The 19,689-nt window shown below is 71.6% G+C and carries 13 protein-coding genes; 4 read left to right on the top strand and 9 right to left on the bottom strand.

The window, feature by feature from the left end; genetic code table 11:
* Window positions 1-729: 729 nt before the first annotated feature.
* Entirely contained in the window at window positions 730-1,563 is an 834-nt protein-coding gene (locus ABD830_RS07880; protein ID WP_344985804.1) for a glycoside hydrolase family 16 protein, read from the top strand.
* Here ABD830_RS07880 and ABD830_RS07875 read toward each other — a convergent pair.
* The 8 genes from ABD830_RS07875 to ABD830_RS07840 all read right to left on the bottom strand — a co-directional run bounded on the left by ABD830_RS07875 (window position 1,544) and on the right by ABD830_RS07840 (window position 11,889).
* Complete coding sequence (locus ABD830_RS07875) at window positions 1,544-3,871, bottom strand: glycosyltransferase (RefSeq protein WP_344985803.1); 2,328 nt, start codon at window positions 3,869-3,871, stop codon at window positions 1,544-1,546. The genes ABD830_RS07880 and ABD830_RS07875 overlap by 20 nt on opposite strands.
* Window positions 3,868-4,761: a glycosyltransferase family 2 protein gene (locus tag ABD830_RS07870; protein WP_344985802.1), complete on the bottom strand. Its 894-nt coding sequence runs from the start codon at window positions 4,759-4,761 to the stop codon at window positions 3,868-3,870. The genes ABD830_RS07875 and ABD830_RS07870 overlap by 4 nt, the downstream gene beginning before the upstream one ends.
* The gene (locus tag ABD830_RS07865; protein ID WP_344985801.1) at window positions 4,758-7,034 is read right to left on the bottom strand and encodes a hypothetical protein; all 2,277 of its coding nucleotides are present in this window, start codon (window positions 7,032-7,034) and stop codon (window positions 4,758-4,760) included. The genes ABD830_RS07870 and ABD830_RS07865 overlap by 4 nt, the downstream gene beginning before the upstream one ends.
* Entirely contained in the window at window positions 7,031-8,083 is a 1,053-nt protein-coding gene (locus ABD830_RS07860; protein WP_344985800.1) for a glycosyltransferase family 2 protein, read from the bottom strand. The genes ABD830_RS07865 and ABD830_RS07860 overlap by 4 nt, the downstream gene beginning before the upstream one ends.
* Window positions 8,073-9,242: a glycosyltransferase gene (locus ABD830_RS07855; RefSeq protein WP_344985799.1), complete on the bottom strand. Its 1,170-nt coding sequence runs from the start codon at window positions 9,240-9,242 to the stop codon at window positions 8,073-8,075. The genes ABD830_RS07860 and ABD830_RS07855 overlap by 11 nt, the downstream gene beginning before the upstream one ends.
* Window positions 9,239-10,366: a glycosyltransferase gene (locus ABD830_RS07850; protein ID WP_344985798.1), complete on the bottom strand. Its 1,128-nt coding sequence runs from the start codon at window positions 10,364-10,366 to the stop codon at window positions 9,239-9,241. Before ABD830_RS07850 ends, ABD830_RS07855 begins: the two co-directional genes overlap by 4 nt.
* Window positions 10,367-10,370: 4 nt before the next feature.
* Complete coding sequence (locus tag ABD830_RS07845; RefSeq protein WP_344985797.1) at window positions 10,371-10,835, bottom strand: hypothetical protein; 465 nt, start codon at window positions 10,833-10,835, stop codon at window positions 10,371-10,373.
* Between the two features lie 157 nt (window positions 10,836-10,992).
* Complete coding sequence (locus tag ABD830_RS07840) at window positions 10,993-11,889, bottom strand: glycoside hydrolase family 16 protein (RefSeq protein WP_344985796.1); 897 nt, start codon at window positions 11,887-11,889, stop codon at window positions 10,993-10,995.
* Window positions 11,890-11,995: 106 nt separating this feature from the next.
* Between ABD830_RS07840 and ABD830_RS07835 the strand changes: the two genes are divergently transcribed.
* The gene (locus tag ABD830_RS07835) at window positions 11,996-14,485 is read left to right on the top strand and encodes a DUF6242 domain-containing protein (protein ID WP_344985795.1); all 2,490 of its coding nucleotides are present in this window, start codon (window positions 11,996-11,998) and stop codon (window positions 14,483-14,485) included.
* Between the two features lie 40 nt (window positions 14,486-14,525).
* On the opposite strand, the gene ABD830_RS07830 is transcribed toward ABD830_RS07835, so the two are convergent.
* Window positions 14,526-16,772, bottom strand: coding sequence for a protein kinase domain-containing protein (locus ABD830_RS07830; protein WP_344985794.1), 2,247 nt, complete (start codon window positions 16,770-16,772; stop codon window positions 14,526-14,528).
* A gap of 256 nt (window positions 16,773-17,028) precedes the next feature.
* On the opposite strand from ABD830_RS07830, the gene ABD830_RS07825 reads away from it, so the two are divergent.
* On the top strand, window positions 17,029-18,219 hold the full coding sequence (locus ABD830_RS07825) for an esterase-like activity of phytase family protein (protein WP_344985792.1): 1,191 nt from the start codon (window positions 17,029-17,031) through the stop codon (window positions 18,217-18,219).
* Window positions 18,220-18,244: 25 nt separating this feature from the next.
* Window positions 18,245-19,660, top strand: a complete 1,416-nt coding sequence (locus tag ABD830_RS07820) for a hypothetical protein (protein WP_344985791.1) — start codon at window positions 18,245-18,247, stop codon at window positions 19,658-19,660.
* The last annotated feature ends 29 nt before the right edge of the window (window positions 19,661-19,689 follow it).

Here is a 19,689-nt window from a genome sequence, read left to right as displayed (position 1 = left end):
CAGGCCTGTCTGCAGAGCTGTGACCTGCGGTTTTCAGTGCGCAAGGTGCGCACTAACCGGTCCTTCTAAGCTGTCGGCGTGTGTTCGTACGCGCGCAAGCTGAAGACGGCGTCAAGTGTGAGAGCGGTGCAGATAGTGCACTCCTCCCAGCAAGGCTCGCGCGATATTGATCACATCGGATCCGCGTATGACGACGCCGAGCTCGAGTTGATAAAGGCGGTGGCGCGGCTGGGGGAGTCAACGATGGGATAGAACGCGGTCGCCGCCGTGGCGTACGTCGTATGGATCCACAAGGGCGTGAGAGTACCGTCGCGGCACAGGCCGGATCGTGCGAGGTCGGGCGGGCCCGTCGACTCGGTCTCATTCAGCGGGAAGTACCGCTTGAGCTCGTGACCGTTAGTCCGGGGCCAGGAGGGCGGAAACTCTCGAACACGTCGTTCTTGCACGTGAGCCTTGAGAGGGCCTTGGCCGTCTCTGCGCGGATCAGCAGGCGGCCCGGAGGGCGGCTTTCGTACATCCCGACCACGCTCTTTCGCAGAGGCTCAGGCTCGCCGGAGAAGCGTCGTACGATGGCACAGCATGCCGTCGAGAGGGTAGAGGTCCGTGTCCGATGACCGCGCATGGCACCGGGATCTCGGCCGAGGTGCGCGCCACCGGCGGGCGCGAGTCGCCGGCGGTTCACCCCACACTGCCAGGGCGGCGTCCGGCCGCGATCGAACGGGCTGGTGGGTGGCCGGGGCGTTGGTCCTCACGTTCGCAGTCGCGGTCGCGGGCACGCTCTACGTGGTGAACGGGCGTGAGCCCGCGCCGACGCCGGCGAAGGCGCCGTCGGGGTGGCGGCTGGTCTGGGCAGACGAGTTCGACGGTCCCGCCGGGCCGCCGGATCCGGCGAAGTGGAATCTGGTCGACGACCATCTCGGCTACAACAACGAGTTGGAGTACTACACGCCACGCAACGCGGTCGTGGACGGCCAGGGCCGGCTGGTGATCACTGCCCGGTCCGACGACGCGGGCGGCTACGACTGCAGCCCCCGCGTGTGCGCGGCCACCTCCGCCCGGTTGTTCACGGCGGGAAAGTTCGTCCAGCGCTACGGGCGGGTGGAGGCCCGCATCAAGTTGCCCACAGGTCAGGGCATGTGGCCGGCCTTCTGGGCGCGGCGCTCTCCCCAGGGCAGCGGGCGCGGGGAGATCGACATCATGGAGCACCTCGGGCACGAGCCGGACACGGTCCACGGCAACCTGCACGGAGAGAAGGGCTACGACGAGCTCAACTCCTACCGGCTGCCCGACGGAGGCAAGTTCGCCGACGGCTTCCACGTCTTCGCCGCCGACTGGTATCCCGACCGCATCTCCTTCCTGGTCGACGGACAGGTCTACGCCACCGAGCGGAAGGCGGACGCCCCGCCCGGCGGCTGGGACTTCGACGTGCCCTACTACCTCCTGCTCAACTTGGCCGTCGGCGGCGACTGGCCCGGCCCGCCCGACTCCACGACCCGCTTCCCACAGCAGATGATCGTGGACCACGTCCGCGTGTACGCCGCCGCTACCGATCCGCCGCGCTGACCCCGGCACGCCGCCCGGCGGCGAAGCTGGCGATCAGCACGCCCACTCCCAGCAGCAGGGACAGGCCCTGCGCGAGCGTCCAGCCGAGGGCCGCGGCGGTCAGCCCGTACGGGAGCAGCGCCGCCACCAGCCCCAGCACCAGGGCCGCGTTGGCGCCGTTCATGAAGACGTACGCACCGGTGCGGTCCCTGCTGATCAGGATCGTGTCCACCAGGTAGTTCCCCGCGCCGACCAGCGCGGCCAGGCCCAGGACCCGCAGCGTCTGCGCCGCCTGCGCCGCGTAGCCCTCCCCGAACACCCGCAGGATGTACGGCGCGCCGACCACGATCACCGCGACGGCGGGGACGAGCAGGCCGTAGATGCCCACCACGGCCTTGCGCAGGTACCGGCGCAGCGAGATCCGCTGCGCCTCGGCGAACAGCACCTGCGCGCTCGTCGAAGGGATGAAGTTGAGGAAGGCCGCCACCTGGAAGGCGATCGCGAAGTACGCTGCCGCCTGCGGCCCCCGGATGTCCAGTACCTCCAGCGGCACCACGGTGCTGGGCAGCATGCCGAGCGCGGTCGCCAGGTAACCGGCGGCGGAGAACGGCAGATACCGCCGCAGCAGCTCCATCGGACGTGCGCGGTCTCTGACGCGGTGCAGCCGCGGCCACAGCGCCGCCCCGCCGAGCAAGCAGGCGAGCAGTGTGCCACCGCCGTAGGCGAGGACCAGGCCGGTGAACCCGAGAGGGACCAACGGCAGCAACGCGCCGACCTTCAGCACGGTGCCCGCCACGTTCTTGGCCAGCAGCGCCGCGGTGCCCCGGACCGCCACCAGCCCCGCGTCCAGCGTCCCACCCACGGCGGTGACCATCACCAGGACGGTGATCAGAGTGATCGTCCCCGGCTGCCGGATCAGCTCCGGACCGCCGGGCAGCAGCGGCGCCAGGATCAGCAGCGACAGCAGGGCGAGCAGGCCGCCGATTGCGCCGACGGCGATCACGGCGATCGCCGCCAGCCGGCGCGGGTCGTCGGCTTTGACGAGATGGCGCAGCAGCGTGGTGGGCAGGCCAAGGCCGGCGATGGTGGACAGCAGGTTGACGCTCGCGGTCACGGCGGTCAGCCAGCCGACGGCCTCGACCGGGTAGTTGCGCGCCGCCAGCGTGAAGAACGCGAAGCCGCCCGCTGCGAGCAGCACCGTGTTCGCCAGCAGCAGGAAGGTTCCGCGGACCAGGACGTTGCGGAACAGGGTTCGCACGCGCTCCCTCATCTGCCCGCCTCGATCCCGCAGCACGGTGGCGTAGCCGTTCCGGGTCGCGCGGGCGATCTCGGTCCAGCCGACGCCGTTCACGTGCTCCAGCGCGGCTTCCGACATCGACGCCAGCGTCGCAGCGTCCCAGCCCGCTGCCATGCGCAGGGCCGCGGTGAGCCCGGTGACGCCGTCCCGGTAGCCGGCCAGGGCGGCGGCCGGCAGCCCTGCCAGGGCGGGCAGCGCCGGGACGATCAGCGGCCTGCCGTGGGCGAGCGCGAGCAGCGCGCTGCCGCTGGTGGTGATCTCGCGGAACGGCAGCACGACGACGTCGCCCTCCGCGAACAGCCTGGCGACGTCCTCGTCGCGGACCCGTCCGAGCCGCAGGTCGATCCGGTCGTCGTCGGCGGCCGACGCCTCCAGGCGGGCCGCGAGCGCCGCGTCCGGGCATGATCCGGCGATGACGAGGCGCACGTCCAGCCCGCCGGGCAGCGTCGTGAAGGCCGCGAGCAGGTCCTCGACCCCCTTGTACGGCTCGATCCGCCCGAAGAACAGGAACGTGCGGGGCTCGCCCGACCCGCCCGGCGGCGGCAGCGGTGGCGCGGGGAAGGGGCCGTGCGGGATCACGGCGGCCCTGGACGGCACCGCCCCCAGGGCCGCCAGCCGGTCCAGCGCCGCCGAGTGGTGGGCGATCACGAGGTCGCAGTGTCGTACCAGAGTGCGCCTGGCGGCGGCGTCGTCGGCGAAGACCGGCCGGTGCGGCAGCACGTTGTGCGCAGTCCACACCAGCCGCAGGCCGAGCAGCCGCACGATGCCGAGGACGGCGGCGAACCACAGCTGAGCCGGCCGCCGCATCCGGGCTCCGCCCGGCAGCGCGAACTTCCACACCCAGTGCAGGTGCACGATCCGGGCTCCGGCCAGCCGCCGGACGGCCAGCTCGGCGGGCAGCAGCAGGAGGTTGAGCGTGTGGGAGGAGGTCAGCTCACCCAGGTAGTGGACGCGGACGCCGATCCCGCGTAACTCGCCGTACAGCAGATCCTGGTACGGGTTGCTGTCGCGGGGGAAGACCAGCACCTTCATCGGCCGGCGCGACCCCGGGGAGCGGCAAGTTCGGCGAGCACGCCCGCACCGTACACCAGGTGGTCGGCGAGGACCCGCACCGGACCGTTGTGCCGGTTGCGCCAGGCCGGCACCAGCAGCAGCGCCGGGTAGAACGGGAACCACAGGGTCAGCGGCAGGCCGAGCAGGAAGAGGGGATACGCCACCACCATCGGCTCGCGGCGCAGCAGGTGCGCCCGGCGGCTCCGGTGCTTGAGGTAGAGCCGGGCGCGGGCCTTGCCGTAGACGTACGAGCGGCGAAGCTGCCGGCGGCGGTCACCCCACTCGTGGGTGACGACCGCGTCCCCGGCGCTGCGGATGCGGTGCCCGGCGTCCTGGACCCGCCAGCTGAAGTCGACGTCGGAGCCGTACCCGAATGTCTCGTCGAAGCCGGCCACCTCGTCGAAGACCTCCCGGCGCACCGCCAGGTTGCCGGTGCCACACTCCGGGAGGTAGCGGTCGGCGGCCCGGCGCCGGGCGTCGGCGTCGTAGAGACTGTCGTGCCCCTCGGGGCCGGTGACGAGCCCCGACACGACGCTCTCGCCCTCGTCGAGCATCGGCGTGACAAGGCGGCGCAGCCAGTTGCCCTGAGGCAGGCAGCCCGCGTCGGTGAATACGACGATCTCGCCCTTGGCGGCGCGCACACCGGTGTTGCGCTGGTGCGGGATGGTCACGGACACGCCCGGCGGTGGGCTGAAGGCCGTCCACCGCACGTGCGGGTGGGCGGCGGCGATGGCGTCGAGCCGGCCTTCGGAGGCGTCCACGACGATGATCTCGTACGGCAGGCCGGCGGACTCGGCCGCGCGGGTGACGCCGTCGAGGGTGCTGTCCAGTCCGGGCTCGTCCTTGCTGACGATGACGATAGAGATCATCGGTGGAAGACCTTCGTGACTCCGCTCGTGTACACGAGATCGTAGTGCGCCTCGATGAAACTGGTCGGGAACGCGTACAGGGCGAGCTGATTGTCGAACAATGACCTGGCGCGGCCGACGGCGGTGTTGGACCAGCTCGCGTACACCCAGGCCCGCTGGTCCAAGGTCAGGGGGGTGATGTCGGTCTGGATCCGCCGTCCCGGCCCGAGCTCGGCGAACAACCGCAGCTGCGCGTACCGGTCGGCGTAGAGGCGGTCGGGCGAGCCGCGTGCCGCCTCTTTGAGCCAGCGCGCCCCCGCCAGTTCGGCCTCGTACATGCAGAACCGCTCGCAGTCCTCGCCGCGCGTCGAGAGGTTGGTCGCCCGCTCCCCGCCGAGCAGCACGTTGTCCAGGCCGCTGCCGGTCGCGAAGGTGACGACGACGGCCGCTCCCGCCAGCCCGTACGCCGTCCGGCGGAGCCGAACGGGGAGTTTGACCGCCGAGACGCGGTGCAGCAGCCAGAACATGGCGATGGTGACGAGCGTCAGCGCCTGCAACTGGGCGCGGGTCTGGTTGTACGCGGCGGCGAGGGTGCCGGAGACGCGCAGCAGGACCAGGGCACCCAGCATGGGCACGGCCAGCACGCCGATCCGCCGCACCAGCCACGACGAGCGGCGGCGCACGGCCATGACCAGGGCGCCGATCAGGCCGAGCAGGTTCGCCAGCTGCTGGACCAGCAGCACACCTAGGTCGAGCGACGCGCTCACCGCCGGCGCGATCTTCGGGGGGACGGGCACCCCCGCGTCCCCAAGGCCCCATCGGGGATCGCCCGCGTCGGCGGCAGGCGTCACGGCGGCCTTGGGCGGACGGTATTTGGGCACCACCCGCTTGCCGTAGAGGTACGTCGGGATGCGAGTCACGTCGGTGCCCCGCAGGTAGGCGGAGAGCAGCGTCCCGGCGGTCTCGGCGCCGGGCAGCAGCCGCAGGCCCTCAGAGCTCAGCGCGGTGCGGAATTCGCCGATGTTGGCCGTCGACCGGGTGATCGGAACGTACCAGAGCACCCCGGCGAGCAATCCGGGCAGCAGCGCCGCCACGACCGCCCGCGGCGCGATCCGCGGCCGCCGCAGCGCCCACAGCACGGCCTGCAGGACCAGCGCCCCGCCGAGCATCACGGCCGTGAAGTACGCGGTCGTGTAGTGCGAGACCACGATGCCCGGCCCGAACAGGCACAACAACGCCGCCTTGGGGAAGCGCCGCAGCCGGGCGTCGAGCACAGCCCCGCACAGCGCGGCGAACAGCAGCATGGCGATCTCCTGCCGGGCCAGCGCCGGGAACTGCTGGGACAGTGCGCCCTGTGCCGTCACGAACGCGGCGGCGGCGAACGCCCACTGGCCCGGCAGGAAGCGCCGGGCGAGGTGGAAGATCCCGACGGGGAACATCGCGAAGATCGCCGGATAGACGACCTTGAGCACCAGCAGGACCGGCAGCCCGGTCAGGGCGTGCAGCTCGGACGGCAGAACGGTGATGCTGAGCATCGCCCCGTACGCGTCGGGGTGCGGACCGGTCACCCAGATCCCCGAGGTCGCCGTCTCCTGGGCCACGGCGTACTCGGAGGCGATGTCGAACCCGTAGACCAGCTCGCCGCGGAGCGCGTACGACCACATCATGGCCAGGGAGACGGCGTACAGCAGCACGGCCGCACGGCCGGCCCCGAGCCGCCCGGCCCGGACGACCCCGAAGGCCAGCACGAGTACGCAGCCGACGACGGCCGCGATCGCCACCCCAGGGCCGTACCCGTGGTTGAGCCGCAGCGCCCCCGCCGCGGCGAGCAGCGGCAGCAGCAACGGCAGCGACAACCACCCGGCGGAGGGCAGAGACCGCCATGGGACGGCCGTCTCCTGTGGCGCCTTCACCCCGGCAAGGAACAGCCCCAGGCAGACCAGCATGAGCCCGGCGAGCAGCGGCCCTGGCCGGAGCGGCGCCCCGGGGTCCGCCCCGGGGCCGAACACAGCGTCGAGGACGGCGCCGTCGACCAGCGGCACGAGCAGGGTGACCGCGAGGCCGGACGTCATGAGCACGACCAGCGACGCGGCCGGCACGTACAACGGGAACGCCGCCACCCGATGGCCCGGCACCCGCAGTGCCCGCAGCAGCAGGCATCCGGGCACGATCAGCAGGAGCGGCACGAGCAACAGCTGGGCCGCCCACAGCTGGCGCGCCTGGGTCAACCCGACGATCAGGACGAGGGCCGCCCCGTACAGGACCATACGCCTGTCCTGCTCGCGGACGGTCACGTCCTCTGTCCTCCGCCCCGGCCGGTCCTGTCCTCGGTGAACATGCGGCGGAAGGCCCACAGACCGTGCAGGAAGCCGATATTCTCGCACGCTTCCTGGGCGAGCCGGAGGTACGGGTCGGCGAGCGCCTCGATCCTGCCCCTCACCGCGTTCCGCAGCCCCACCGGGTAGAGCAGCAGTGGCAGCAGCACGGACACGACCGCGACCGCCGGCCACCGGACGGCTGCGAGGGCGAGTCCCGCGACGAGCACCGGCCACGGGAACACCGTCGGCCGCACCGCAGGCCATTTGAGGTACTGCATCGCGGCACCCCGCCCGTACGCCAGGCTGCGACGCAGCAGCCCGCGAACCGTGGGTGCGTGCCGGTGCACGACCAGCGCGTCGGGGACGAAGATCAGCCGCCCCGGCCGGTCCCGTCGGAGCCTGCGTGACAGGTCCTCCTCCTCGGCGGCGTACCGGAACCTGGTGTCGAACCCACCCACGGCCAGCAGCCGCTCCCGCTCGAACGACATGTTGCCGCCGCTGAAGGCGTAGACGTCCCGCCGCCCGCCGGCCGCCCTGGCCGTCGCCCACTGCCGCCGCAGGTACAACCAGAACCGGTACGGCAGCGCCGCGCTGACGGTGAGCTCCAGCCCCAGCGGCTCGTGCCGGTTGTTGCGTTCGAGGAACCGCGTCAGGAAGCCGTCACCGGTCACCGGCACGATCGGGCCGCCCACCCCGGCGACGCCCTCCTCGGTGTAGCCGTCGAGCAGCAGCTCGGCCCAGCGGAGGCACGGCTCGATGTCGTCGTCGATGAAGGCGACGACCCGCCCCTTCGCGGCCCGCAGGCCGGTCTCGCGTGCCGCTGCCGTGCCGCGGTTTGTCTCGTGGCGGATGACCGTGACCCCGTGGCCGCGCGCGACGTCCCCGGTCCCGTCCAAGGACGCGTCGTCGACGACGATGATCTCCAGCTTGGCGTGGGCGGTCTGGGTCGCCAGCGCGTCCAGGGGCCGCCCGAGGCGGGCCGCGCCGTTGTAGGAGCAGATGACGACGGACAGGCTAGGGGGCATAGGGACGATTCTCAGGGATGCGGGTGAGCGGGCTGCGAACGGCCTCGTACACGGCGATCGTCCGCGTCGTGACCGTGCTCAGGTCGGTGTCCGATGTGCCCGAGTCCGGCACCATGCCCGGAGTGCGCGCAACGCCGCCCCCCTCCTGACCGGTCGCGAGGAGGTCGGCGATCGCCTCGGCCAGCCGGTCAGGGGCGCCAGGGGGTACCGCCCACGGGGAGCTCTCGAACAGCTCGGCCAGCCCGCCCACGGTGGTCGCGATCACCGGTACGCCGAAGGCGCGGGCCAGGTTGGCCACCCCGCTCTGCTCGGCGTCGCGGTAGGGGAGCACGACGGCCTCCGCGGCGGCGAACCAGGCCGCGATGTCGCCGTCCGGCACGTACCCGGTGAACACCAGCCGGTCGAGCAGCCCGTGCCGGCGCGCCAGGCGGCGCACCATCGCCTTGTGCAGGTGGTCGCGTACCTCGAACACCCGGAACGGGCCGTGCCGCCGCCGTACCGCGCCGGCGACGACGACCCGTACCGCGTCCAGCGTCGCGGGCGGCAGCTCCGCCATTGCCCGCACCAGGTCGTCGAGCCCCTTGCTGACGTGGATGTGGCCGAAGGCCAGGAGCACGCGAGCGTCATCCAGTCTGAAGCGGGCCCGCAGGCCGGCCGCGGTGCCGGTCGCGGGCGGCGGCGGTGCGGAGAAGTGCGGGACCACCGCGGCATTGTCGTCCAGCCCGAGGGCCCCGAGCGTGTCCCGCGCCTCCCGTGTGTGCACGATGAGCCGGTCGCAGCCCCGCGCGATGTGCCGATACAGCGCCCTCCCGGGCCCACGCAGCAGCGCCGTGTCGCGGTTGACCTCATGCAGCGTGGCCACCACCGGGACCCCGGGACCGGCCAGCCAGCGCGCCACGGCCAGGGTACGGGCGCCGAACGCGGGCACCGCGAACTGCACGTGCACCACGTGCGGCCGGAACCGGGCCACGGCCGCACGCAGCGGTGTCACCCCGCCGCCCAGTGCGCCGATGACCTCCTCGGGCGCGTCGGGATGCCGGCGGGCGGCGACCACCGCGACCTTGTGGCCGCGTTCACGCACGGCGCGGGCGAGCACGTAGGAGTAGGTCCCGATGCCGTCGCGGGCCGGCGGATATGGGCTGACGTAGAGGATCCTCATGGCAGCATCGCCTTCACCACGTGGGAGGCGATCGAATTCAGGGCGTAGTCGCCGACCCACGGCTCCGTCGGCGCGTCGTCCGCGGGCGCGTCAAGGGCTTCGGCCAGTGCTTCGGCGAACGCGTCCAGCGTGTGGTCGCAGACGATCCCCCGTCGGCTGCGTCGCACCAGATGCTGGGCCAGGTTGTCCCTTGCCGAGGTGGTCACCACCGGTACGCCGCAGGCGATCGCCTCCAGCACGGCGATGCCGAACCCTTCCCTGGTGGACGGGAAGGCGAACACCCGGCCCGCCTTGACCAGCGCGTACACGTCCTTCTGCTCGCTGACGTCGTGCCGGAACTCCACGGCGTGCGCGATGCCGAGCCGTTCGGCCTCCTCGCGCAGCGTGTCGCGTTCCGGGCCGTCGCCGATGATCCGGCAGGTGACCGCCCGGCCGCGCTCCCGCAGCCGGGCGATGGCGGCGAGCAGCAGGTCCAGGCCCTTGTGCCGCATCAGCCTGCTCACCACGACCAGGTCGGTGCGCTGCTCGTGCGGCGCGGCCTGGTTCACCCCGTCGAGGTCGACCCCGTTGGGTGCGATGGTGATCGGGGTCCGCTCGCCGAGCTCAGCCCGCAGCCGCCGGGCCGTCTCCGGGGAGACGGCGATGATGCGATCGGGCGCCCGCATCGCCAGCCGCTCGATCCACCACGCCGGCCGCCAGCCGACGCGCATGCTGTATCGCCAGTACTCGGGGCCCCACACCTCGTGCCAGGTCGCGATCAGCGGTTTGCGGCGCAGTGTGGCGACCAGGCGCAGCGGCAACAGGTGCAGGAACGGGATCTGGTCGACATTGAGCACGTCGAACCGATGCCACAGCAGCCGGAGGCAGGCCACCGCGAAGACCAGCGCCTGCCAGGTTGAGCGGACACCATGCCGGTACATCGGCAGCAGCCGGGAGATCGCGTGGAACGTGACGCCGCCCTCGGTGCGCACTCGGGAGCCGTCCCACCAGCGCATGGTGAACACGTGGAGGTCGGTGTGCGCCGTGAGGTGAGCGTACAACTCGTGGTAGCGGATCTCCCTGCCACCGAAGCTGTACGGGTGGATGGCGTCGGTGACCAGCGCCACCACGGGCCGTCTGGGCACGCGCCTACCCCTTGTCGATGTCCGCGGAGCAGGCGGCGCGGAACGCGATGGCCTCGCCGCCTTCCAGCAGGACCCCGAGAGTGATCGGGCCGGGCTCGCACAGTGCCTTCGTGGGCGGCGTGATCGTCACCGCCTGCCCGTCAGCCAGGGTCACCCGCCCGCTGGCGACGGTACGGGTCCTGCCGGACTCGGTCAGGCGTACCGACCAGCCGTACTCGTGCTGTCGCCCGGTGACGTTGCGGATGGTGAAGGAGGGCGGGACCAGGAACGACGTGGCGGGCACCCGGTCCGGCAGCGCCTGTGGGGCGGCGAACGCCAGCTCGGTGTACCCGGCGTGCGCGCCGGCCAGCCCGGCCGTGAGGAGCAGGCGGCGTCCCTGCTCGGTCTGCGCGCCGAGCGCCGCCACGACGACTGCGCCGAGCAGGGCGGCAGTCGTGAGAGAGGTGGAACGGGGAAATAATCGCGTCATTTACGGCGTGACTTACCACGATGCTGTTGGGACGGTTGATCCTAATGCCTCGGAAGGGGTAGTCGTCCCAAAATGACGCTTACAACGGTACGAACGTTATTAGGGACCGTTCCAAATGGACATTCCGCAAATTTCATGCATTGGGGCGAAGGGCGGTTCAGCGCTGGCGGTACACCCGCACCCAGTCGACGACCATCCGTGCCGGGAAACGCGTCGTGGTGTTCGGGTTTCCCACCCAGCTGCCACCCACCTGCAGGTTGAGGATCACGTAGAAGGGCTTGTCGAACGGCCAGCCGGGATAGCGCGGGTATTGGGCGTACGGCTTGCCGTCCACCCACCAGGTGATGCTCTGGGGCGTCCAGTCGACGCCGTACACGTGGAAGCCGGCGTCCAGCCGCTCCGGCAGGGTGATCTGGCCACCGCCCTTGCGGCCCTTGGAGTGGGTGTAGGCCCTGACGAGATGGGTCTCGTGGCCGCGGTTCTCCATGATGTCGATCTCGCCATACGTCGTGGAGCCGGAGCGGCCGGCGTTGCTGCGCTTGAGCCAGAACGCCGGCCACAGCCCCTTGCCGAGCGGCAGCTTGATACGCGCGGTGAACCGCCCGTACGCCTGGTCGAAGGTCTTCCTGGTCTCCAGCCGGGCGGAGCTGTAGGCGCACGGGCCGTACCAGCAGGCCGGTCGGTCCGCGGCCCGCGTCCGTAGGGCGGAGATGACGAGACGGCCGGAGCCGTCCTGCACCGCGTTCGCGGGGGTGTAGTAGTGCAGTGCCTTCCGGTTCGACCAGCTCGTGCCGGACAGGGTGGTCCACTTGGCGGGCCGGCCCCGCCCGTTGAACTCGTCGGACCAGCTCAGTTTCCAGGAGGCCTCGGGCAGTGCCAGCGGCGGAGGCTCGATCGATTGCGCGGGCGGCGTCGTCGCCCCGTTCCGAGCCTCGTCCGAAGGCGTCTCGCCGATGGTGCGTACCCCTGCCGCGCTGGTCACGACCACGGTGGCGCAGATCGCCGCGGCGAGGATCCGGGTGCGGGAACGGGCCGGGCCGTCAGCCGCCGTCATCGGACCGGCTCGCGCTCGGACTTCGTTTCGTCGCGCTTCCCATAAATAATGACTTCCGGCGAGGGGCTCCGTCCTGGCCGGGAGAATATCAAAGGGAGAGGCTGCGGTGACCGGAGGTGGTTGGAGGAGCGAGACGGGCGATCCGGACGGTTCGCCCGAGGTGAACGAGCGGCTCTCCCAGCCGTCACTGCCGCCGAACGAACGGCTCTCCCAGCCTTCGCTGCCGTTCTCTCGACCGTCGCTGCCGTCATTGCCACAGACCACCAAGCTGAGCGACTCCGATGCCGCCTACCCGATCACCGACCCGATGCCTCCGGGCCGGAAGAAGCGCTTCCGTTCGCTGCTGATCGGCGGCGCCTCCGTCACGTTCGCGATCGTCGTGGCGAGCGGTGTGCTGGTGGCCTCCCGGCAGAGCGACGAGCCGGTGGCGGAGCTGGCCGGCAACCTGTTCGCGGCGGGTCTGGCCGGCAGCGCCGACGGCCGGCAGCTGGAGCTCAACGGCGTCGCCGCCATGGGCGCCACGGTGGCGGTCGCGGGCGGCGAGGACGCCGACTCCGGCTACCGGACCGAGTTCTTCCTGTCCAAGGATGCGGGCCGCACCTTCGCCCGCGCCCAGGTGCGGACCCCGAAGGGGGAGCCGCCCGTCGTCGGCGAGATCCCCCGCCGCCTCGCCGCGGGCACCGGCGGCTGGGTCGCGCTCGGCGACCGCGTCGGCGGCAGCGTCGTCTGGACGAGCCCCGACGGCGCGGCCTGGACCCGCCAGCCCGATGCCACCGCCAGCCTCGCCTTCGGCCCGCGCGACCGGGTCGCCGACGTCGCGTGGACCGGGAACGGCTTCACCGCCGTGGGACAGACTTCGGCCAAGGGCGACTTCACCGACGCCTCCCCGGTGGTGTGGCTGTCCCGTGACGGCCGGAGCTGGGAACGCCGGGCCGGCTGGCGGCTCCACCCGCCGACCGGAGGCACCCTTGCTCTTACCGACGTGGCGAGCGTCAAGAACGCCATCGTCGTCCGCGGTGAGAGCTCCATCAAGCCGTACGACATCACCTGGCGCTCGACCGACGCCGGCAACACCTGGCAGGCGTTCGCCGTCCCGGGCAAGTCGCGCAAGCCGGAGTTGACCTTCGCGGCGACCGCGACGACCATGCTCGCGGTGCGCCAGGAAGGCTCCCGCGCGACGACATACACCTCGCCCGACGGCGTGCGCTGGACGACGGCGGCGAAGATCGAGATGCCGGGCTTCCGGAGCCTGTTACGGCTGACCGCCACGTCTCAGACCGCGGTCGCAGCGATCGAGACCGACAGCGGGGTCCGGCTGCTCCGCAGTACGGACGGCCGCTCCTGGCAACCCGCCGGCACGACGGCCGACGGCGTCGAGGTACGCGACGCCACCGCGGTGGCGGACAACACCGTCGTAGTGGGAGCCGACGCGGCCCACAGCGGCACGGGCGCTCTGCTCGCGGTACGCGACAAGGCCGGGAAGGACGTCCCCACCGGCATCCCGGACACCACCGGGAGCGGCAAGGTCGTGGACGCTCTCGGCACGGCCGACGGCCGGGTGGTCGCAGTCGGTGGCGCCAACGGGGATGCCGCCGTCTGGACCTCCGCGGACGGGGAAACCTGGCGGCGCGTGCAGGACAAGGAGAAAGCCCTCGCCGGCCAGGGGCGGCAGCGGCTGATCGGCGTCACGCCCGGCTTCGCCGGCTGGCTGGCGGTCGGGTCAAGCGGCCGCACACCCAGTCGCCCCCTGGTCGTCACCTCGGCGGACGGCGAGAGCTGGCGGCGGGCCGACGGCGTGGCGGCGTTCCAGCCCGGCGGCACGGACCCGCTGATCGCCCGCGGCGTCGCCGCCGGCCCGGACGGCTACGTGATCGTGGGTGAGGACGGCTTCGGCGCGGGCACCTGGTGGTCAGCGGACCTCAAGACCTGGGAGCGCGGCACGCCGGCGGGCGAGGACAATCTCGTCGGCACGCCGACGACCAGGCGGTGGATGAACTCCGTGACCAGCGGCTTGTTCGGCTTCGTAGCCGCCGGCGGCGTGACCGACCCCAACGCCTACGGCGGCGTCTTCATCCGTCGCCCCACCGTGTGGATCTCGCCGGACGGCCGCAAGTGGTCGCTGATACGCCTGCCGATCCCGGCCGGCGTCAACGAGGGCTGGCTGTCCCACATCGCCTCCCACGACGACGTCCTGGTGACCGCCGGTACGGCCGTCACCGGCAACGGCACGGGCACGGCCGCGTTCGGGTACGCGTCGGTCGACGGCGGCCGGAGCTGGCAGTCGATCTCACTGCCGGTGGTGGCCGGCGAGCAGTCCAGCGTCACCGCCGTGGCCGTGACCCCGCGGGGCTTCGTCGTGGCCGGCACTGTGGGGAGGCCCGGCGACGTGGTCATCTGGACCTCGGCGGACGGCCGCTCCTGGCAGCCGGAGCAGCCGCGGGGCAGCGCCATGTCCGGCCCGGGCGAGCAGCGGCTGACAGCGTTCACCGCGGTGGACGGCGAGCTCGTCGGTGTGGGTTCCACGGCCACCGGCCAGGGCGACGAGCCGACCGTGTGGCGGCGGCCGCTGTCCTCGGATGAGACCGGCACTCCCTAACGCGTAGCCCACCACACTGTGAGCACAGGCCCCGCATCTCCTAGCGCGTGCCCCACACTCGCAGCGTGGCGTCACCGGCAACCCCGGTGACAGTCATGCCGTCCCGGCTGAACGCCACCGAGTAGACCCAGTCGGCCGGCCCGTCCAGCTCGCCGGTGCCGCGTCCGCTCGCCACCTCCCACAGCCGGATCTTGCGGTCGTAGCCGCCGCTGGCCAGCGTCTTCCCGTCCGGGCTGAAGGCGACCGCGGTGGCCCAGCCCCGGTGACCGGCGAGCACGGTGCGCTCCTTGCGGGCGGCGACGTCCCATAGCCGGACGGTTCGGTCGGCGCTCGCGCTCGCCAAGGTCTTCCCGTCCGGGCTGAAGGCCACCGAGAAGACCCAGTAGCGGTGGCCGGAGAGCACAGCGGTGCCCTCGCCGGTCGCGGCGTTCCACAACCGCACGGTCCGGTCGTGGCTGCCCGTGGCGATCGTGGCGCCGTCCGGGCTGAACGCCACCGAGTCCACCCAGTCAGTGTGGCCGGCGAGGATCGCGGTGCCGTCGCCGGTCGCGGCGTTCCACAACCGCACGGTCCGGTCGTGGCTGGCACTGGCCAGGGTCTTTCCGTCCGGGCTGAACGCCACTGACCCGACCCCTCCGGTGTGGCCGGTGAGCGTGCCCGTGCCACGTCCGGAGGGCAGGCTCCACAGCCGTACGGTCCCGTCGTCGCTCCCCGTCGCGAGCATCTTGCCGTCCGGGCTGAACGCCACCGCGTGGACGCCCTTGGTGTGGCCGTCGAGCGAGGCGGTGACGCGGCGGGTGGCGGCGTCCCACAGCCGCACGGTCCCATTGGCGCCCCCGGTCACGAACGTCTTCCCGTCCGGGCTGTACGCGACAGCGTAGGCGGGGCCCGGAGACAGGGTCCGCGTCACCTCCGGCTGAATCACCGGCGTCGTAGGCCCCGGGACGACGGTGGGTGGCGTCACGGCCGTGGGCGCCGCCGGCGTGACCAAGGCGAAGTAGACACCCGTGGCGACGGCCCCCGCGGCCACCAGCCCGAGGGACGCAGTGACCAGGGTGCGCCGCGACTTGAGACCGGCACGAACGCGCGGACCCACCGGCGATTCCGTCACCGGGACCATCCCCGCGTCGGGAAGCGACACCCCGCCCGAGACCAGGGACGACGGACCCGAAAGCGAGGTGGGACCGGACTGTGACGACGGGCCGGAAAGCGAGGTAAGACCGGACTGCGACGACGGACCCGACGGCGACGACCAACCCCCCTGCGACGTCGGGCCCGACGGGGACGACCAACCTCCCTGTGAGGACGGACCCGACTGCGAGGACAAGCCGGGCACCGAGGATGACCCTGCGAGCGACGGTGCGCCCGTCTGGGACGCGGCACCCTCGCCACTGCCCTCCTGCGGCCGTGTCCCGACCGAGAAGAGGGATTCCTGGCCTGTCGCCTCCCGCGCGGGATCGGGCACGCCGTGGCCGAGCAGGTTGAACAGGACGTCGGTTGCCGATGGCCGGGCCGCGGGATTCTTGTCCAGGCACGCCACCACCAGTGACCGCACCGGCTCGGTGAGCCCGGTGAGGTTCGGCTCCTCGTTGAGTATGCGCTGGAAGATGACAGGGATGCTGTCGTTCCCGAACGGGGGCCGCCCGCTCGCCGCGTAGGCCATGGTGGCGGCCCAGCTGAACATGTCCGACGCCGCCGTCACCACGCCGGCACTGAACTGCTCCGGCGCCATGTAAGCCGGCGTTCCGAGGATGTCGCTGTTCTCGGCGACCGTGGAGTCCAGAGCGCGCGCCAGCCCGAAGTCGATCACTCGGGGCCCGTCAGGACCGCAGACGACGTTGCTGGGCTTGAAGTCGCGGTGCACGATGCCGGCCTGGTGGATGGCCACCAGCGCGGTGACGGTGGCGACCGCCAGTCGCTCCAGCGCGTCAGGGTCGCGGACCCCCTGCGTGGAGATGAGCCGGCTCAGCGAGACGCCCTCGACGTACTGGCTGACCACGTACGGCTGGTCCCCGCTGGTGTCGGCGTCCAGCACCCGGGCCGTGCAGAACTGCCGTACCCGCCGGGTCGCGGCGATCTCGTGCAGGAACCGCTCGCGGGCCTGGGGTTCCTCCGACAGCCGGGCGTGCAGCACCTTGATCGCGACGACCTGGCCCTCGGACGACTCTCCGACGTACACGGTGCCCTGGCCACCCGCGCCCAGATAGCCCGTCAGCCGGTAAGGACCCACCTGGCGCGGGTCGGTCGGCCGCAGAGGACTGAAACTGGGCACACGTACCTTCCCCAAGCTCAGCAGGATGATGGCTTACGGATGCTTATGCACGAAATACAGCATTAAGAGCCTACTCTCATGAGGCGTACATCCGGCCTATCCCGCGAGGCGTGTGGGGAGGGAGCGGGCGGCGGGAGGGTATGTCCGACAAATGCGATACGCCTGCTCCAGTGCGACAGCTCTCACCAGGCCCGGCCGGGCGGCCAAAGGTGAACGCTGTGTGCACGTTCTGTTGGGAATCGCGTCATGTGACACCCCTAGCCTGCCCGGCATGAAACGCATCCCTTTGGCGGTGGGCTCCGCCGTGCTCGCCCTGAGCCTCGCCGCCTCGGCCGGTCCCGCGTCCTACGCCGACGCCGAGCCGGAGGGCACCGGCCGGGCCACGCTGACCGGGTTCGCCTCGCTCCCGGCGCAGACCTTCGTGCCCGGCAGTGAGCCGTCCGGATCGCAGATCGGTACGACCCCCGTCAACGGGGTCACCCCGCCCTTCCCCGGCCAGCCGGTCCAGGGGTTCAGCGGCATCGTCCGGCGCGGTGACGGCACCTTCGACGTGCTGTCCGACAACGGGTACGGAGCCAAGAACAACAGCGCCGACTTCCTGCTGCGCGTGCACCGCATCAGGCCGGACTTCCGCGCCGGCACCGTGCGGGTGCTGGGTGGGTTCACCCTGTCGGACCCGGATTGGCGGGTGTCCTGGCCGCTGACCAGGGCCGACCGGGTGCTCACCGGCGCCGACTTCGACGTGGAGTCGATCGTGCGGGCGGACGACGGCACGTACTGGCTGGGCGACGAGTTCGGCCCGTTCCTGCTGCACTTCTCGGCGAGCGGCACGCTGCTGGAGGCGCCGATCGAGCTGCCCGGCGTCAAGGCGCCGGAGAACCCCACGCTGAACGGCGCGACCCCCAACCTGGCCGGCAGCAAGGGCTTCGAGGGCATGGTCCGCTCCGCGGACGGGCGGCGGCTGTACCCGCTGCTGGAGGGGACGGTCAGCGGCGACCCGGCGGGCACGCTGCGGATGAACGAGTTCGACGTCCGCAAGCGCGCCTACACCGGCAGGCGCTGGACGTACCGGCTGGACAGCCCGGCCACCGCGATCGGCGACGCCATCGCGGTGGACGACCACCGCTTCCTGATCATCGAGCGGGACAACAACCAGGGGGACGCCGCCGCGCTCAAGCGCGTCTACCTGGCCGACACCCGCGACCGCGACCACGACGGCGCGCTGGACAAGACCCTGGCCGCCGACCTGCTGGACCTGGCCAACCCCAAGGGGCTCGGCGGGTTCGGTGAGACGTTCCGCTTCCCGTTCCAGACCATCGAGGACGTCGTCATCCTGGACGACCGCACGATCGGGGTCCTCAACGACAACAACTTCCCGTTCTCGTCGGGACGGACGCCGGGTCAGCCGGACAACGACGAGTTCATCACCGTCCGCCTGCCCTGGCGTCTGCACGCCCGTTGAATATCCGACGGAGGAGACAACCCTGATGCGAGTCGTTCAATTAATCACCGCCTCGGTCGCGGTCGCCGCCGCCGTGGCCGCGCTCGCCGCGCCGGCCATGGCGCGGGCGGACCAGGACCCGGCCGTTCAAGGTCGCCAGATCAAGGTCGGCCGTGACCATGCCGACGCGCGGGTGCCGTTCGTCGTGAAGAGGTCCGGCGAGGCGCTCGTCGATCTGGCCGCCGCCGCGCCCGGCACCGACTGGGCCGTGAAGGGTGCCGAGTCGGCGGTCGTGTCGATCTTCGTCGACAACCGCTACGCCACCGACCTCGTGGTCTCCGGGGACCAGCGGCTGCCCCGGCAGCTCGCCCTCGGCGCGCTGAGGGCGGGTCCGCACCTGCTGCGCCTGCACTTCGCCGACGAGCGCTCCGCGGCGGGGAGCGCTTCCGTCCTGCTCGACAGGGTGAAGGTGACGACGTACGCGCCGGGCGGCAGCGACTACCTGGCGCTGCGCTACGCCCCCATCGTCTACGGCCGCAACCTCTCCGAGCTCGGCACGCCCTATCAGAACGCGACGACCGACACGCCGCTCATCGCCTGGCACGAGGCCAGGCCGGGGACGGCGCCGGGCCGTACGAAGCTCACGTACTCCGTCGTGTGGAGCAACGAGGACGGCGGGACGAACACACCGGCGCTGATGGCGCGCTGGGGCCGTACCACCGACATCGAGTGGGTCTACGACGTGGAGGTCGACGAGCGCGGCAACCGGGTGCCGGGCAGCGACACCTATCAGGCCGCCAACCACCAGACGCTGCGGTTCGCCGGCCGGTACGAGGGCGACCACGCCCTCCTGGAGACCTGCACCAGCAACAACAACATGTGCGACAAGGTCACCGACCCGATGAGGTTCTTCCTGTCGCCGCTGCAGACCCGCCCGGCCGACCAGCCCCGCGAGCACCTGATGGACACCAACCCGTGGACCTACCAGATCATGTCCGAGGAGATGATCAGGGAGGGCAAGATCGAGGCCGCGTCGGAGACGGCGCCCGCCACGCCTGAGGTGAGCGACCAGCGGAACTATCTGTACGTGGCGCTCAAGAAGACGACGGACCGGCCCAACACGGGCTCGTCCTGGGTCGGCGTCTCGGTCGGCGTGCGCCTCAAGAGCGGCGGCACCGTTTACCTGTCGAACCATGTCGACCCCACCTGGTCCATCCAGCGGGACGACCCGGCGGCGACCACGGTGGAGCTGCCGCCGGGCACGACGGCCGACGACATCCAGGAGATCACCGCCAACCGCGTCGTGGTCGGCACGGACAACGGCGCCGTCGTGCACGTCACCGGCGTCAAGCGGGGCTTCTTCCTGGGACAGGACTACCTTCCCCAGCAGTCCTTCCTCACCTGGGACGGCGACGTCACCGTCGACGCCGGCACCCCGTCCGCGGTGATCTGGCGCCGCTGACCGGCCACCGGCCGCGCCGGCGAGTCGCT

The sequence above is a fragment of the Nonomuraea helvata genome (genome assembly GCF_039535785.1).
Lineage (GTDB): Bacteria > Actinomycetota > Actinomycetes > Streptosporangiales > Streptosporangiaceae > Nonomuraea > Nonomuraea helvata.
The sequence above is the reverse complement of the archived record's forward strand: the minus strand, read 5'-3'. Positions and strand labels throughout refer to the sequence as shown.